We start from the raw sequence: 15,654 nt of genomic DNA, 5'->3' as shown, positions 1-15,654 counted from the left end.
CGTTATCTAAATCGAACATCCGCGACACACGACTCGGCGGCCGCTGAGCAGGGCGCCGCACGCTTTCCGGCACAAGGTCCAACGGCCTTTGAAGTACGGGCCACAACTACCCATTTCGCGCAAGAGGCGGCCCCCGCAAGGGCCTTCGGCCCCCCACTCCGGGAACCCTGACCCGTGATCCGAATCACGATTCCCGGATTTCACCCCCGCCGGGGCCTAACAGGCCATCATCTCCGGGGTGACGGCCGCCTCGGTGTCCGGAATACCCAGGTCGCGGGCCCGCTTGTCGGCCAGCGCCAGGAGCCGCCGGATCCGGCCCGCGATCGCGTCCTTGGTCAGCGGCGGGTCGGCGAGGGCACCCAGCTCCTCCAGGGAGGCCTGCCGGTGCTCCAGCCGCAGCCGGCCGGCCGAGGTCAGGTGGTTCGGCGCGTCCTCGGCGAGGATCTCCAGCGCCCGGGTGACCCGGGCCGCGGCCGCGACCGCCGCGCGGGCCGAGCGCCGCAGGTTCGCGTCGTCGAAGTTGGCCAGCCGGTTCGCGGTGGCCCGGACCTCGCGGCGGACCCGGCGCTCCTCCCAGGCGAGCACGCTGGAGTGCGCGCCGATCCGCGTGAGCAGCGCGGCGATCGCGTCGCCATCCTTGATCACCACCCGGTCCACGCCGCGGACCTCGCGCTCCTTGGCGGTGATCCCGATCCGGCGGGCGGCGCCGCGCAGTGCCAGCGCGGCCTCCGGCCCCGGACAGGTGATCTCCAGCGCACTGGACCGGCCCGGCTCGGTGAGCGAGCCGTGCGCCATGAACGCGCCCCGCCACGCGGCCACCGCGCAGCACACGTTCGCCGAGACGACGTGCGGCGGCAGGCCCCGGACCGGACGGCCCCGGACGTCGAGCAGGCCGGTCTGCCGCGCGAGGGCCTCGCCGTCCTTGACGATCCGGACGATGTAGTGGCTGCCCTTGCGCAGGCCGCCGGAGGCGAGCACGTGCACCTCGCTGGGGTAGCCGTACACGTCGGCGATCTCCCGGCGCAGGCGGCGGGCCACGGCGCCGGTGTCCAGCTCAGCCTCGACCACGACCCGGCCGGAGACGATGTGCAGGCCGCCGGCGAAGCGCAGCAGCGAGGCCATCTCCGCCCGGCGACAGCAGGGCTTGGGCACGTCGACCCGGCTCAGCTCGTCTTTGACCGCTGCCGTCATCGCCATCGTGATGTCACCTCATGCGCCGGATCTTGGACATTGTGTGCCGCACTACGCCAGTAATTAACGAGCGGCGCCCAATACTGGCACCAGTGCAACACCCAGTGCCTCAGGATCATGCCGTGGACTGCCGTCCGCAACGGCCACGGGTGCCAACAACAGCTCGGCACCGAGCTCCTGGGCGGCGGCCCGGACCGGTTCCGGCTCCCCCGCCCACTTCGCGTCGGCCAGCACCACGTCGGCCCGGAGCTCGGGAAGGTAGCGGTGCAGTGCGGCGAGGTGGCCGGCGGTGGAGAGTCCGTGCGTCTCCTTGTCCGTGGTCAGGTTGAGGCTGACCAGCCGCCGGGCCGGGCTCGCCACGATCGCGGCGGCCAGCCCGGGTACCAGCAGATGCGGCAGCACACTGGTGTACCAGCTGCCCGGCCCGAAGATCAGCCAGTCGGCGTCCCGGACCGCGGCGAGCGCCTGCGGGCAGGCCGGCGGGTCGGCGGGCACCAGGCGGACCGCCTCGACCTGCCCGTCCGCGACCGCGACCGAGTGCTGACCGCGGACGGTGACCCGCTCACCGGGCCGGGCCGGGTCGGCGTCCCGGACGTCGGCCTCTATCCCGACCGCGTGCAGCGCCATCGGCAGCACCCGGCCGTGCGCGCCGACCATGGTGGCCGCGTGGTCCAGCGCCGCCACCGGGTCGCCGAGCAGCTCCATCAGCCCGAGCAGCAGCAGGTTGCCGACGGTGTGCCCGGCGAGCGAGTCCTTGCTGTGGTCCGAGCGCCGCTCCACACGCGGCCCGCGGACCACCGGCGGCAGCACCGAGACGCCCGGCTCCTTCATCGCCACGAAGCGGTGCTGCATCAGGGTCGCGGTCAGCTGGGTGGCCGGCGCCTGGTCGGCCAGCGAGGCCAGTGCCTTACGCAGGTCACCCGGGGGGAGGAGGGCGTCGCGTTCGACCCGCAGACGGCCGCTGGAGCCGCCGTCGTCGCCGACCGTGACGATCGCGGTGATCTCCAGATCCAGGTCACGCCCGGCGTGCCGCAGGGCGCGCAGCGAGGCGCTCAGCCCATGCCCACCGCCGAACGCGACCACCCGGATGGGCCGCCGCGCCGTCTCCCCCGCCGCGCTCTCCGGCGCCGCCGTGCTCGGGGCTGGTCGTGGGCCCGGGTTCAGTGGTGCCGCCGTCACTCGCGCCCCAGGTCCCGGTGCGAGCTGTGCGCGGAGAGCCGCATCCCGCACAACCGGGAGGTCAGCTCCTCGGTTATCGCCACGCTCCGGTGTTTGCCGCCGGTGCACCCGATGGCGACGGTCAGGTACCGCTTCCCCTCGCGCTCGAAGCCCGGCGCGGTCGACGCGATCAGTCCCGCGTACGTCCCGACGAAGTCCACGGCGCCCTCCTGGCCCAGCACGTAGCTGCTCACGCCCTCCTCCAGGCCGGTGTGCTCGCGCAGCTCCGGCACCCAGAACGGGTTCGGCAGGAACCGGGCGTCCAGCACGTAGTCGGCGTCCGGGGGCAGGCCGTACTTGAAGCCGAAGGAGAGCACGGTGATCCGCAGCTTCCGCGCGTCCTCGCCGCCGAACAGCTCCTCCACCCGGCGGCGGAGCTGGTTCACGTTGAGGTGGCTGGTGTCGATGATCACGTCGGCCTGCTCGCGGGCCTCCTCCAGCAGCTTGCGCTCGGCCGCGATGCCGTCGGCGAGACGGCCGTCACCCTGCAGCGGGTGCGAGCGCCGCACCGACTCGAAGCGCCGGATCAGCACCTCGTCGTCGGCGTCCACGAAGACCACCCGCGGGGAGAAGCCCCGCTCCTTCAGTGCCCGCACCGCGCCGGCCAGGTCGGTGGAGAACGCGCGGCTGCGCACGTCCAGCACCATGGCCGTACGCCGGGCGGCGCCACCCGCGGCGAACGCCAGCTCGGCCATCTCCAGCATCAGCGCCTGCGGCAGGTTGTCGACCACGTAGAAGCCGACGTTCTCCAGGGCCCGGGCGACCGTGCTGCGGCCGCCGCCGGAGAGACCGGTGACCACCACCAGGTCGGTACCGGCCTCGTCCGGGTCGACCACGTCGCCGGGTCCGAACTCGGGCATCGCTTCCGTCACGCACGCCTCCCGCGTCGTCTCGCCCGCGCCTCGCGGGCGGACACAACATGGTAGGCCGATGGGTACCGCACCGACCGCCGGACAGTCTGTCCGGCGGAGGCGCTCGGCACGCTCACCGGCCCGTTTCCGCCTCGTCCATTGTCCCGCCCGGCGCGGGCGCGCCCACGGCCGTATCCCCGCCCGCGGCCTCCGCCACGCCGGCCGGCTCCGTACCGCCGGCGGCCGGGTTCAGGGCCGCGAGCACCGCGTCGGCCGTACGGCGCCCGATGCCCGGCACCTCGATGATCTCCTCCGGGGTGGCCGCGGCGAGGCGCTTCAGCGATCCGAAGTGCCGCAGCAGCGACTTGCGCCGGGTCTCCCCCAGCCCCGCCACGTCGTCCAGCGCGGACGCCGTCATCCGCTTCGACCGCCGCTGCCGGTGGAACGTGATGGCGAACCGGTGCGCCTCGTCCCGGACCCGCTGGAGCAGGTAGAGCGCCTCGGAGGTGCGCGGCAGGATCACCGGGAAGTCGTCGCCGGGCAGCCAGACCTCCTCCAACCGCTTGGCCAGGCCGCAGAGCGCCACGTCGGTGACGCCCATCTCGGCCAGGACCGTGGCGACCGCGTTCACCTGCGGCTCGCCACCGTCCACCACGATCAGTTGCGGAGGGTACGCGAACCGGCGCGGCTTCCCGGTCAGCGGATCGATCCCGGGCAGCTCACCCGGCTCCGCCACGCCGTCGTCCGCCACACCGCCGTCCACCACGCCGGGCCCCTCGGGCACGGATTCGTCCGGCTCCGGGCGGTCCCGGGGCGCGTCCGCCCCCGGCTGCGCCCGGTAGCGCGCGAAGCGGCGGCGCATCACCTCGTTCATCGCGGAGAGGTCGTCCATCCCGCTGCCGTCCGCGTTGCCGCGCACGATGAAGCGGCGGTACTCCGACTTGCGGGGCAGGCCGTCCTCGAAGACCACCATCGAGGCGACCACGTCGGTGCCCTGGATCTGCGAGACGTCGTAGCACTCGACCCGCAGCGGCGCGGAATCCATGCCGAGCGCCTCGGCGATCTCCTCGAGTGCCTTGTTGCGGGTGGTCAGGTCGCCGGAGCGGCGCAGCTTGTGCCGTTGCAGCACCTCGGCCGCGTTGCGCGCCACCGTCTCCATCAGCGAGCGCTTGTCGCCGCGCTGCGGCACCCGCAGGCCGACCCGGCTGCCCCGGCGCGCCGAGAGCCAGTCGGCCAGCGCGTCGGCGTCGTCGGGCAGCGCCGGGACGAGCAGCTCGCGCGGGACGTCGGCCTCACCCTCGGACTCGCCGTACATCTGGGTGCAGAAGTGGTGGACCAGGTCGCCGGTGGAGAGCTCCTCGACCTTCTCCACCACCCATCCGCGCTGACCGCGGACGCGGCCGTCGCGCACGTGGAAGACCTGGACGGCGGCCTCGAGCGGATCCTCCGCGAAGGCGACCACGTCGGCGTCGGTGCCGTCGCCGAGCACCACGGTCTGCTTCTCCATGGCCCGGCGCAGCGCCGCGATGTCGTCGCGCAGCCGGGCCGCGCGCTCGAACTCCAGCTCCTCGGAGGCCTGGAGCATGTCGCGCTCCAGCCGCTTGACGAACGCGTCGGTCCGCCCGGCCATGAAGTCGCAGAAGTCGTCGACGATCGCCCGGTGCTCCACGGCGCTGACGCTGCCCACGCAGGGGGCCGAACACTTGCCGATGTAGCCGAGCAGGCAGGGGCGGCCGATCTGGCCGGAACGCTTGAACACGCCGGCCGAGCAGGTCCGCGCCGGGAAGACCCGCAGCAGCAGGTCGAGCGTCTCACGGATGGCCCAGGCGTGCGAATACGGCCCGAAGTAGCGCACGCCCTTGCGCTTGGCCCCGCGCATCACCTGCAGGCGGGGGAACTCCTCGTTCAGCGTCACCGCGAGGAACGGGTACGACTTGTCGTCCCGGTACTTGACGTTGAAGCGCGGGTCGAACTCCTTGATCCAGGAGAACTCCAGCTGGAGGGCCTCGACCTCGGTGCCGACCGTCACCCAGTCCACCGAGCCGGCGGTGGTGACCATCTGCTGCGTCCGCGGGTGCAGCGACCACACGTCGGCGAAGTACGAGTTCAGACGATTCCGGAGGCTCTTGGCCTTACCGACGTAGATCACCCGGCCGGCCGGATCGCGGAAACGGTAGACGCCCGGAGCGTCGGGGATCGTACCGGGCGCCGGACGATAAGTGGACGGGTCTGGCACACCGACAACAGTAGTGCCTGGGACTGACATGATTGCCCGGCCGAGGGCCCGGTGCCGCCGCCACGGCTCCGGGTCCCCGGTCGCGATGAGTCCGGTCGCGATGAGTCCGGTCGTGACCGGTCAGGCCGCGACGATGTTGTCGCCGTCCACCTTGACCTGGGTCTCGGTCAGCGCCTTCTGCGCGGGGCCCGAGGTCGGCGAACCGTCCGTGATGGAGAACTTCGCACCGTGGCACGGGCAGTTGATGGTGCCGTCCGCCACCTCGTTGACCTCGCAGCCCTGGTGGGTGCAGATCTTGCTGAACGCCTTGTACTCACCCGAGGTGGGCTGGGTGATCACGTAGTCGCCCTGGATGATGCCGCCGCCCGACGGCACGTCCGCGGCGAGCGCGAGGGTGGCGCCACCGGCGGCGCCGCCGCTGTCACCGCCGCTGCCGCCGCCCGCGTCCGCGCCGGTGCTGCCGGCCGGCTCCGGGTCGGCCGCGAAGTCCGAGCCGTTCGGGTTCGTGCCGGTGGTGTCGGTTCCGCAAGCCGCCAGAACAGCGGTGGCGCCGGCGCCGGCCGCGCCCAACAGGACTGCGCGGCGGGTCTTCGAGCAGCAGAAGCCCTGTCCCTCGGACTGGGTCCCGGCCTCGGTCTCCGTCAGCACGTCAGTCATGTTTCGCCCTCCAAGTACTGGTGTCCGCGTTCAATGTCACGCGGAGTCGCCCCTGAGTACGCGGCTGCTGCCGCGTTCGGTTCATGCGTGCGGCGAGATTAACGGTCGTATTCCTGGCCGTCTTCACCTGTTTCGTCCGCATACGCCGAGCCCGTTTACCGAAATGTCGATCTACGGCTCGGCGCCCGGTCGACCTTAGGAGATCGACCGGGCGCCGTAGCTGTGAGTCATCTAAGAAATCTCTAAAATCAAATTTCCCAGAGTCTTATATCGTACGTTTCCGCAGGTCAGGCACTCGCCTTCGCACGGGACCGGCTGGCTCGCGCCTTCGGGGTGTTGTTCGCCTTCGCCGCCCGCGCGACCGCCGGGGCCGATCCGGACGCCGCACCCTTGAGGTTCAGCATGTGCCGCAGGAACTGTCCGGTGTGGCTCTCGGCCACCTCGGCGAGCTCCTCCGGGGTGCCCGCGGCGAGCACCAGGCCACCCTTGTGACCGCCCTCCGGGCCCATGTCGATCAGCCAGTCCGCGGTCTTGATCACGTCGAGGTTGTGCTCGATGGTGATCACCGTGTTGCCCTTGTCGACCAGGCCGTTGAGCACGATCAGCAGCTTGCGGATGTCCTCGAAGTGCAGGCCGGTGGTCGGCTCGTCGAGCACGTAGACCGTCCGGCCGGTGGACCGCTTCTGCAGCTCGGAGGCGAGCTTGACGCGCTGCGCCTCACCGCCGGAGAGCGTGGTCGCCGGCTGGCCGAGCCGGACGTAGCCGAGCCCGACGTCGACCAGGGTCCGCAGGTGCCGGTGGATGGCGGGCAGCGCCGAGAAGAACTCCGCGGCCTCCTCGATCGGCATCTCCAGCACCTCGGAGATGGTCTTCCCCTTGTAGTGCACCTCGAGGGTCTCCCGGTTGTACCGGGCGCCCTTGCACACCTCACAGGGGACGTACACGTCGGGAAGGAAGTTCATCTCGATCTTGATGGTGCCGTCGCCGGAGCAGTTCTCGCAGCGGCCGCCCTTGACGTTGAAGGAGAACCGGCCCGGCCCGTAACCGCGCACCTTCGCCTCGGTGGTCTCGGCGAAGAGCTTGCGCACGTGATCGAAGACGCCGGTGTAGGTGGCCGGGTTCGACCGGGGCGTGCGCCCGATCGGCGACTGGTCCACCCCGACGACCTTGTCCACGTTCTCCAGGCCGGTGACCTTGGTGTGCCGGCCGGGCACCTGCCGCGCGCCGTTGATCTGGTTCGCCATGACGGTGTGCAGGATGTCGTTGACCAGCGTCGACTTGCCCGAGCCGCTGACACCGGTGACCGCGATGAACTGCCCCAGCGGGAACGGCACGGTCAGGTTGCGCAGGTTGTGCTCGCGCGCGCCGTGCACCACCACCTCGCGCCCCGCCGTCTGCGGCCGCCGGGTGGCCGGCACCGGAATCGACTTCCGCCCGGAGAGGTACGCCCCGGTCGGCGACTCCTCGTTCGCCAGCAGGCCCTCGACGGTGCCGCTGTGCACGATGTGCCCGCCGTGCTCGCCCGCACCCGGTCCGATGTCGACGATCCAGTCCGCGGTCCGGATGGTGTCCTCGTCGTGCTCCACCACGATCAGCGTGTTACCCAGGTTCCGGAGCCGGACCAGGGTCTCGATCAGCCGGTGGTTGTCCCGCTGGTGCAACCCGATCGACGGCTCGTCCAGCACGTAGAGGACGCCGACCAGCCCGGAGCCGATCTGGGTGGCGAGCCGGATCCGCTGCGCCTCACCGCCGGAGAGCGTGCCCGCGCCCCGGTCCAGCGAGAGATAGTCCAGACCGACGTCGACCAGGAAGCGCAGCCGCGCGTTGATCTCCTTGAGCACCCGCTCGGCGATCATCTTCTGCCGGTCGTCCAGCTCCAGCCCGGCCAGCAGGTCGGCGCACTCGCCCACCGACAGGTTGCAGACCTCGGCGATGCTCTTGCCGGCCACGGTCACCGCGAGCACCTCGGGCTTGAGCCGGGCGCCACCGCAGACCGAGCACGGCACGTCCCGCATGTAGCCCTCGTACTTCTCCCGGGACCAGTCGCTCTCGGTGTCGGTGTGCCGCCGCTCGATCCACTGCACCACGCCCTCGAAGCCGGTGTAGTACGAGCGCTCCCGGCCGTACTTGTTCCGGTAGCGGACGTGGACCTGGTCCTCCGAGCCGTACAGGATGGTCTTCTGCGCCCGGGTGGGCAACGCCCGCCACGGGGTCTGCAGGGTGAAGCCCTCGGCGGCGGCCAGCGCCTCCAGCAGCCGCAGGAAGTACTCCTGGGTGTGGCCGCCGGCCCACGGCTGGATCGCGCCCTCGGCGAGGCTCTTCTCCTCGTCCGGGATGATCAGCTCCGGGTCGACCTCCTTCTTCGTCCCGATGCCGGTGCACTCCGGGCAGGCGCCGTACGGCGCGTTGAAGGAGAAGACCCGCGGCTCCAGGTCCTCGATCGCGAGGGGGTGGTCGTTCGGGCAGGCCAGGTGCTCGGAGAAGCGGCGCTCACGCTCCGGGTCGTCCTCGGCCAGATCGACGAAGTCGAGCAGCAGGATGCCGTTGGCCAGCCCGAGCGCGGCCTCCACCGAGTCGGTCAGGCGCTGCTTGCTGCTCGCCTTGACGCTGAGCCGGTCGATCACCACCTCGATGGTGTGCTTCTCCTGCTTCTTCAGCTTCGGCGGCTCGGTGAGCGGGTGCACCACCCCGTTCACCCGGGCCCGCGCGTAGCCCTTCGACTGGAGTTCGGCGAAGAGGTCGACATACTCCCCCTTGCGGCCGCGGACCACCGGGGCGAGCACCATGAAGCGGGTGCCCTCGGGCATCGCGAGGACCCGGTCGACGATCTGCTGCGGGGTCTGCTTGCTGATCAGCTCGCCGCAGACCGGGCAGTGCGGGGTGCCGGCCCGGGCGAAGAGCAGCCGCAGGTAGTCGTAGACCTCGGTGATGGTGCCGACGGTCGACCGCGGGTTCCGGTTCGTCGACTTCTGGTCGATCGAGACCGCCGGGGAGAGACCCTCGATGAAGTCGACGTCCGGCTTGTCCATCTGACCGAGGAACTGTCTCGCGTACGAGGAGAGCGACTCGACGTACCGTCGCTGCCCCTCCGCGAAGATGGTGTCGAACGCGAGGCTGGACTTGCCCGACCCGGAGAGCCCGGTGAAGACGATCATGGCGTCCCGGGGCAGGTCGAGATTGACGTCACGCAGGTTGTGCTCGCGGGCGCCACGGATTGTCAAACGGTCGGCCACTGCCAGCCTCTCCGTACAGGTGTATGAAAGCGAACCGAGCCACTCTAGCGGCGAGGTACGACATTTTCTGTCGGCCTAGACGCAGCGTGTCTCAGATCCCGGGCATTCCCCGTCATCCGTTCGAGGTGACCGGGAGGTCTCGCTCGTCCCAGACGTCGACGCCGCCGATGTGCTGGGGCTCACCGAGGGCGGCGACCAGCACGGTCCGCAGCGCGGCGACGTTGCGTACCTCCGGAATGAGCACCACCACCGACGCCCGCCAGCGGATGAGGTCCGTCCTGATCCGCTCCCGGTCCGCCTCGGTGAGGTACGGGGTGATCCCGTACTCCCTTACCCGCCAGAGCAGATCCGATGTATAGGTGGCCGGCGCGTGCCACGACCCGGTGTCGTCGAGCGGCGGGTTCGCCGGGCCCATGAAGTAGCCGCGCGGCACCGCGAACTCCAGGTGCGCGAGGGCCGCCCAGCGCATCGCCTCCCGGCCGGTGGTCACCTCCGGCAGCGGCACCGGGACGAGCGTCCGGCCGTCCGGCACGTACTGCTTCCAGGTTCCGGCCGTGATGAACGCCGGCAGCGTGACGCCCTGCACGACCGGCAGCGGCTTCGGGATCAGCGGCACGAGGGCCAGCACCATCCCGGCCCAGAACCATCTGCGCTTCGTCGTCCCCTGGCCCGAGATCCGGTCCGCGGCAAGGCCCAGCAGCACCCCGGCGATCGTCGCCGGGACCATCGCGAACCGGGTCACACTCACCAGGTCGATGATCGGCACCTTGCTGACCAGCCCGAACGGCAGCGGGATGCCGGTGTCCCAGCCGCCCACGTGCAGGCTCGGCCCCATCGACACCACCAGCAGCACCAGCCCGGCGATCGCCGCGGCCCGGATCGCCACCGACCGCCACAGCATCACGATCGCCACCACGATCATCACCAGCCCGGCCGGCCCGAAGAACGTGTTGTCCTCGGTCGCGCTCACGCTCAGTTCCCGGGTCAGCGCACCGTTGCCGGCCAGCGACTGCCGCGCGTACGCGACGATCGAGAGCAGGTCGGTGGCGTACATGTCGGCCGAGAACGGCTGGCCGTGATAGGTGCTCGGACCGGCGAACTGGTACCAGAGCGGGTACGCCAGCAGCGCCCCCGCGGTCCCCGCCGCCACCGCCGCGCCCGCGAAGAACCGGCCCGCCGCCTCCAGTGCGAGACGCGGTCGCATCGCCGCGTAAGCCACCACGAAGACCAGCAGTGTCAGCGCCGTGAAGAGCAGCGTCTCCTCGTTGACGAAGACCTGCAGCACGATCAGCAGGCCCAGGGTGATCCCGCCGCGCCACACCCGCCCCGGCTCGCGCAGTCGCAGCACCTGCCAGACGATGAACGGCACCACGTACTGACTGACGAAGTTCACGTGCCCGTTGGCGTGCGACACCATCGTCGGCGCGAACCCGCACCAGGCGCCGCCGATCCACGCCGCCAGCGGGCTGCCCACCAGATGCCGCAGCAGCCAATACCAGGCCGCCGCCGTACCCGCGAGTCCCAGCGTGATCAGCAGCACCACGGTGACCCCGGCCCCGAGCCAGTGCGTGACCGGCGCGAGCGGCACCGACAGCGCCAGGATCGAGGTGTTCGCCATCATGTTCACGCCGTCCGGCACGTTCAGCCGGTCCTCGAAGAACAGCGACGCCCCGTCGAACACGACCCGCTCACCGTGCGTCACCATGAACAGGAAGACGCCATGATCGTCGTCGTTGCTGGCCAGCACCCGCCCGTTCGGATCCAGCCACAGCTGGATCAGCACGACGACGGCGAGCAGCAGGTAACTCCCGAGCACCAGGCCGTGCACCCGCCAGCCCCAGCCGGCCGTCCGCGCCGGTCCGGACCGGTCCGCGGGCTTCCCGGCTGCCGTCGTCACCGGCTCGTCGACCATCTCGTCTGGCGCATGCACCGCCCGAATTCTGCCAGCCGCCCCACTCGCCCGTTACCAGGGCCCGGGCTTTGACGTGCACAAAACCCCGCTTTTCACTCACCCTGGCCGTTCTGTACCGCTCACGACTCGTCAACACCGTCGGTCTCCACGGCAGCAGCCGCATCGGGCAGAGCCGGTCGACTCACCGCGGGGTTATCCACAGCCCCCCTGCCAAGATCGTCAATTTCCGGCAGAATTCTTGTTGGGTGGGGGAATCCCCCGGTTCGGGGTGGGCCCCCGGCGGGTTGTCGATCTTGAAAAAATGGGGCGCTACGGATCCACGAACGCTGACCGTGTGCGCCCGCGGCCCCGGGGAGGGCTGCCAAAGCACACGAACAGCGAATGCGTGCTCCCACCGCCCACGATGCGGGCGTTCCGTGGACGGCCGGCGCCCCTCGGTGGTCGATCGTGCACACGAGCGGCCCTCGCTCGCCCGAGCGTGCGCAGCCGCCGCCCTTCCACGGCAGACCGTGCGCAGCCGCCGCCCTTTCACAGCGGAGAATGCGCTGGCGGCGAGGCCACGGGCCGCATGCCGGCTGATTCTCGTTCTCGATGACGACAGGCGACGACCATGAATGTGGACCGGGACTCTGAGATCAGCGCCATGGTCTCCGCCAAGCGGCTACTCCGTGACGCGGACCGCGAGGCGTTGTGGCGGCATGACGGCCCCCGCTCCCCCGCCACCGAACAGGCTGTCCGGCAGGCGGAAGAGGCCATCGGCTTCCCGCTCGGGAACGAGTACTCCTCGTCCCTGATGAAGGCCGACGGATGGCCCGCGATCCTGCAGGAGATCGACCTGTTCGGCTGCCCCGACCTGACCGGTGCGGCGTTCTCGACGGCGAGTGCGGATCTCGGATACCTCGAGCACCATGCGGCCGAGGCCGCTGGGCTGCTGAACACCGACATGAAGGAAGCCCACCGCCGGTAGCCGAGGCCGACATGGCAAGGTCACCGACGGTGCGGCTCGGCTCCTCGCCGCCTGGGACCAGTAAGGGGGCGGCTGCCGTGTGAACGCGAAGAAGCTGGCCTTGGAGCGGGCGAAGAAGGCGGCTCAGGCGGCGAAGAAGAAGGCCGCGGACAAGCTCAACACGATCAGCAACAAGGCCACCAACGCGTCGAAGAAGACCGGTAACAGCGCTCAGCGTTCAGCCCAGGCATCCGCCCACCCGAAGGGTTCCTCGCCCGCTTCCAGCGGAGGAGGAGGCGACGGCAAGGCCGACGGCTGCGGCGAGAGCTGCACCACCAACAGCTTCGTGCCGGGGCACCTGCCGTCTAGGCCCAACGGCCGGGCGCCGGTGAGGGGCAGGCCCGGCCGGCACGGGGCGGTGTGATCAGAAACGGTCGGCGGACGTCGGTGAAGGAGTTATCCTGCGTCGCGTATCTATATCACCGGTGGCCATCACCGCACGGCCGAGATTGCGAGAATGGTAATGTCTGGAGAAATGTCAGCAGACACTTTGATCGAATTCGTGATCTCTCCGCCGTGACGACTCCTTTAAGATTAGTCATCGGTGACGAATTGCGGTTCTTCCTCGTAATTCTTCGGGGCGACGCCATCGCGTCGGATCGGCTCTGGGTGTGCGTGGCCGGTGCTGAGGTTCCCGTTGCAGGAGCCTGGAGTGGCTCCTGGAGTGAGGCGCGAGATTACGGTGACCGGGCTGCTCTTCAGGGCTTACTCGAGGAGTTGGCGGTGAAGGTCGTTCAGGTCGGAAGATTGGGACCTTACGGACAGTTCCTGGACGACCACCTCTTCTTCGATGGCTGGGATTCGTGGGGCAGTGGTGTTCCCTCGCCGCTGGTTGCCTTGGCGCCCGCAAGTGTGATTGCCAGTGCGCACGTGTGCGGCTCGATCGCCGACCTGGTGGGCGTGGTCAACAGTGATAGTTGAATGGTTTCGTGGGGATTCGGGTTTTCGTGGATGGACGGTGGCTCCGGTCCCGACCGGAACCGCGTGTGGGGCACGGTCCGGCCCGCGCGGTATCGGGCGCTGAAGGGCGCGTGGTGTATCGGGGTGTCGCTGCGGGCGGAGACGGTTTCAGCCGCGAGGGCGGAGCCGGAGGATGCCGCCGTGTGTCCGGGCCTCTGGACCTCCGGGCGGGCGGCGACGCGGCCGATCCCTGCGGCTAAGGTTGCCGTGTTCGCACGTTGGCTGACTCCACTGGCGGAGGAGATCATGCGGTCAGTGCCCGGACGGCCGATCACCGTCTCCGTCCGCGATGTTCGCTATGTCGAGTCGGATTTTCAGGAGGAGGGTCTCGCCGCGGCGATCTTCAGCTGGGCTCTGGCCGAGTTCCGCCTCCCGCCCCGGGAGATCGAGGCCCGTTTCGGCCGACAGGTCAACAGGTGCATCCTTGCCTGGCCGGATCGCGGCGCCGAATGACTTCGGCACAGTGCCAGGCGTGCCGGATGGGAGACCAGGGGAATCGCGTGGGGGATAGGCATGCTCACTGTTGATGAGATCGCCCGGCGTGTGCGGGACTTGGGTGGCGGCCCTGTGCGAGGCGTGGATGCCGACGGTCTCCGGCGGCTTTGCGAATCCTGGGGTGTGGAGCGATTGCCGCGGGTCTACCTCGACTTTCTCTCTCAACTCGGTGTCAGCGCGGGAGAGCTGCTCAGGGGTACGGACGGCTTCTTTCCGGAGATCCTCAGTCTGCCGGAGGATGTCGAGGAGTTCTTCGCAGAGGACGAGGGCGGCATGCCGCGCCCGCCGGGTGTTCTGGTGTTCGCGATGCATCAGGGGTACCAGGTGTACTGGATGACCGACGTCACCGTGCCGGATCCCGAGGTCGTGCTCTATACGGAACGGCGTCCGGAACCGTTGATGACCTGGCCATCGTTCACCCACTTCCTCAATGCGGAATTTGAACTTAGTTACGGTTCTGAAGCTTGTTCGGGGGTAATCGGATAGGTGGGTCATCAGGCGGCTCGGCTGTTCGTTGTGGAGACTGGCGCAGTTGATCAACTGTGCCCGTAGGCACTGCTTCAAAAAAGAGCAGGCCGCCGCAATTAAGGGGATGTTTGTGGACGCTGCGGCGGAGATATGGTGACTCTCGGGAATCCGGAGTCTAGGTTTCGGTACGAAGAAAGCGTTATCGCGTTGATTCGGAAATCGGAGGCGCGGGATTACCTGTCGCGTCGGGGCCTTCCTGCGGGAAATCCTTTTTTGTTTCCCGTGGCGGCTTATCCTCAAATTTTCGAGGGCCGTGAGTTCATCGTGATCGGTACGGATGGAACCGACGATGCCGGCCTGTTCTGTGTGGATGTCGACACGGGTGAAGTGGCTATCGCGAGCAATGGTTCGGATGCTGAAATCGGGCACGTCAACGCGTCGCCGCAGGCATTCGATAGCTGCATAGCGGAGTTTATTCGGGGATGCCCGTACGGAAATCGAGACAGTGAGCAGGAGGAGTTGGAGCTGTTCAGTGAGAGCCTTGGCCGCGCCTTGTCTGGCATCGACGGAACTGTCTTCAGAGAGGATCCGGGATTCTGGTACACGCTACTGAATGACGTAGCTATCGGCGACTACATAGAGTCGTCGGATCTGTAAGTGAGTCTTCGGGTCGGCTATCATTCGCGATTCGCCATCCAGGAAGGATCCAGGGCTCGCCGGCAGCCAGTCGGGATGTTTCCGAAAATGGGCGATGGATCGGAATCCTATGGAAATAGTGAAGGATGTAGCCGCTCTGAAGAAGCGGTGGACTTCTGCTGCGGGTCGTGACCTGGCGCGAACCGCACAGCAGCGGATCCTGCGGAACGAGGCACTGGATGGTATCGGCCTTCAGGAGGTCGATGGTCGGGCTGATCTCCGGTGCATGACTTTTCCGGCGATCTTTCGTGAGTTGAGCGGCGTCCGGATTCGTCGTGTCGACCTTTCCGGTGCGAAGCTCGCGAACCTGCGGATCGTCGATGCGGCGATCGAGGACTGTCGGTTCGAGGGAGCCGGCTGTCGGTACTGGCACTTGCGGGGGAGTTCGGTGGATGGGCGCTCCTTCGCCCGGGTCGACCTTCGCGATTCGACGTTGGAAGAATGGTTTCAGGAAAGAGGCAATTATTGAAGTGATCTCAGCAAGATCGGGGTAGGTATTTGTATTCGAAATGGGTCAGGTGGAGCGCGGCGGCGACGATGTCACCGGTTCTGCGTGGACTGGCGGTGGTGCGGCGAAGGGTCCTCCAGCGCCCGATCAGGATGGCGAAGCCGCGTTCCCCTTGCCACCTCATGCCTCAATGCCGTTAATTTAAGGCGTTTGGGCAGGCCACGATGGGTATCGCTGGTTCGGGGTGGCGGGTTCCGTGGTCGGTGGGGCGTTTGACGCGGTG

Annotated in this window: 14 protein-coding genes; 7 read left to right on the top strand and 7 right to left on the bottom strand. The window is 68.9% G+C overall.

Going from position 1 to position 15,654, the window contains the following annotated elements; all coding sequences use genetic code 11:
* Positions 1–216 precede the first annotated feature (216 nt).
* The 7 genes from whiA to AB0M08_RS34995 form a co-directional block, all read right to left on the bottom strand.
* Entirely contained in the window at positions 217–1,197 is a 981-nt protein-coding gene (gene whiA, locus AB0M08_RS35025; RefSeq protein ID WP_014688823.1) for a DNA-binding protein WhiA, read from the bottom strand.
* A 57-nt stretch (positions 1,198–1,254) separates the two neighbouring features.
* Complete coding sequence (locus tag AB0M08_RS35020) at positions 1,255–2,280, bottom strand: 2-phospho-L-lactate transferase CofD family protein (protein WP_364503127.1); 1,026 nt, start codon at positions 2,278–2,280, stop codon at positions 1,255–1,257.
* Between the two features lie 86 nt (positions 2,281–2,366).
* Positions 2,367–3,269, bottom strand: coding sequence for an RNase adapter RapZ (gene rapZ, locus AB0M08_RS35015; protein WP_364503125.1), 903 nt, complete (start codon positions 3,267–3,269; stop codon positions 2,367–2,369).
* A gap of 124 nt (positions 3,270–3,393) precedes the next feature.
* A complete protein-coding gene (gene uvrC / locus AB0M08_RS35010; protein WP_364502965.1) occupies positions 3,394–5,496 on the bottom strand; it encodes an excinuclease ABC subunit UvrC in 2,103 nt (700 codons plus the stop codon).
* Between the two features lie 120 nt (positions 5,497–5,616).
* Positions 5,617–6,153: a Rieske (2Fe-2S) protein gene (locus AB0M08_RS35005; RefSeq protein ID WP_364502962.1), complete on the bottom strand. Its 537-nt coding sequence runs from the start codon at positions 6,151–6,153 to the stop codon at positions 5,617–5,619.
* 287 nt (positions 6,154–6,440) lie between these two features.
* A complete protein-coding gene (uvrA, locus tag AB0M08_RS35000; protein ID WP_364502960.1) occupies positions 6,441–9,386 on the bottom strand; it encodes an excinuclease ABC subunit UvrA in 2,946 nt (981 codons plus the stop codon).
* Between the two features lie 112 nt (positions 9,387–9,498).
* A complete protein-coding gene (locus tag AB0M08_RS34995; RefSeq protein WP_364502958.1) occupies positions 9,499–11,316 on the bottom strand; it encodes a hypothetical protein in 1,818 nt (605 codons plus the stop codon).
* A 598-nt stretch (positions 11,317–11,914) separates the two neighbouring features.
* Here AB0M08_RS34995 and AB0M08_RS34990 point away from each other — a divergent pair.
* From AB0M08_RS34990 to AB0M08_RS34960, 7 genes are all read left to right on the top strand, one after another.
* Positions 11,915–12,265 (top strand): SMI1/KNR4 family protein, encoded by a 351-nt coding sequence (locus tag AB0M08_RS34990; protein ID WP_364502955.1) that lies wholly within the window; start codon positions 11,915–11,917, stop codon positions 12,263–12,265.
* A 79-nt stretch (positions 12,266–12,344) separates the two neighbouring features.
* Positions 12,345–12,668, top strand: coding sequence for a hypothetical protein (locus tag AB0M08_RS34985; RefSeq protein ID WP_364502952.1), 324 nt, complete (start codon positions 12,345–12,347; stop codon positions 12,666–12,668).
* Between the two features lie 359 nt (positions 12,669–13,027).
* A complete protein-coding gene (locus AB0M08_RS34980) occupies positions 13,028–13,225 on the top strand; it encodes a hypothetical protein (protein WP_364502949.1) in 198 nt (65 codons plus the stop codon).
* A 123-nt stretch (positions 13,226–13,348) separates the two neighbouring features.
* Positions 13,349–13,717 (top strand): hypothetical protein, encoded by a 369-nt coding sequence (locus AB0M08_RS34975; RefSeq protein ID WP_364502946.1) that lies wholly within the window; start codon positions 13,349–13,351, stop codon positions 13,715–13,717.
* Positions 13,718–13,777: 60 nt separating this feature from the next.
* Entirely contained in the window at positions 13,778–14,245 is a 468-nt protein-coding gene (locus AB0M08_RS34970; protein WP_364502944.1) for an SMI1/KNR4 family protein, read from the top strand.
* A gap of 132 nt (positions 14,246–14,377) precedes the next feature.
* Positions 14,378–14,884, top strand: a complete 507-nt coding sequence (locus tag AB0M08_RS34965; RefSeq protein WP_364502941.1) for an SUKH-4 family immunity protein — start codon at positions 14,378–14,380, stop codon at positions 14,882–14,884.
* 109 nt (positions 14,885–14,993) lie between these two features.
* Complete coding sequence (locus tag AB0M08_RS34960; RefSeq protein WP_364502939.1) at positions 14,994–15,392, top strand: hypothetical protein; 399 nt, start codon at positions 14,994–14,996, stop codon at positions 15,390–15,392.
* Positions 15,393–15,654: the final 262 nt, after the last annotated feature.

Source organism: Actinoplanes sp. NPDC051851 (assembly GCF_040681165.1).
Taxonomy (GTDB): domain Bacteria; phylum Actinomycetota; class Actinomycetes; order Mycobacteriales; family Micromonosporaceae; genus Actinoplanes.
Note: the sequence above shows the minus strand (reverse complement) of the source record. Positions and strands in the feature narration are given on the sequence as shown.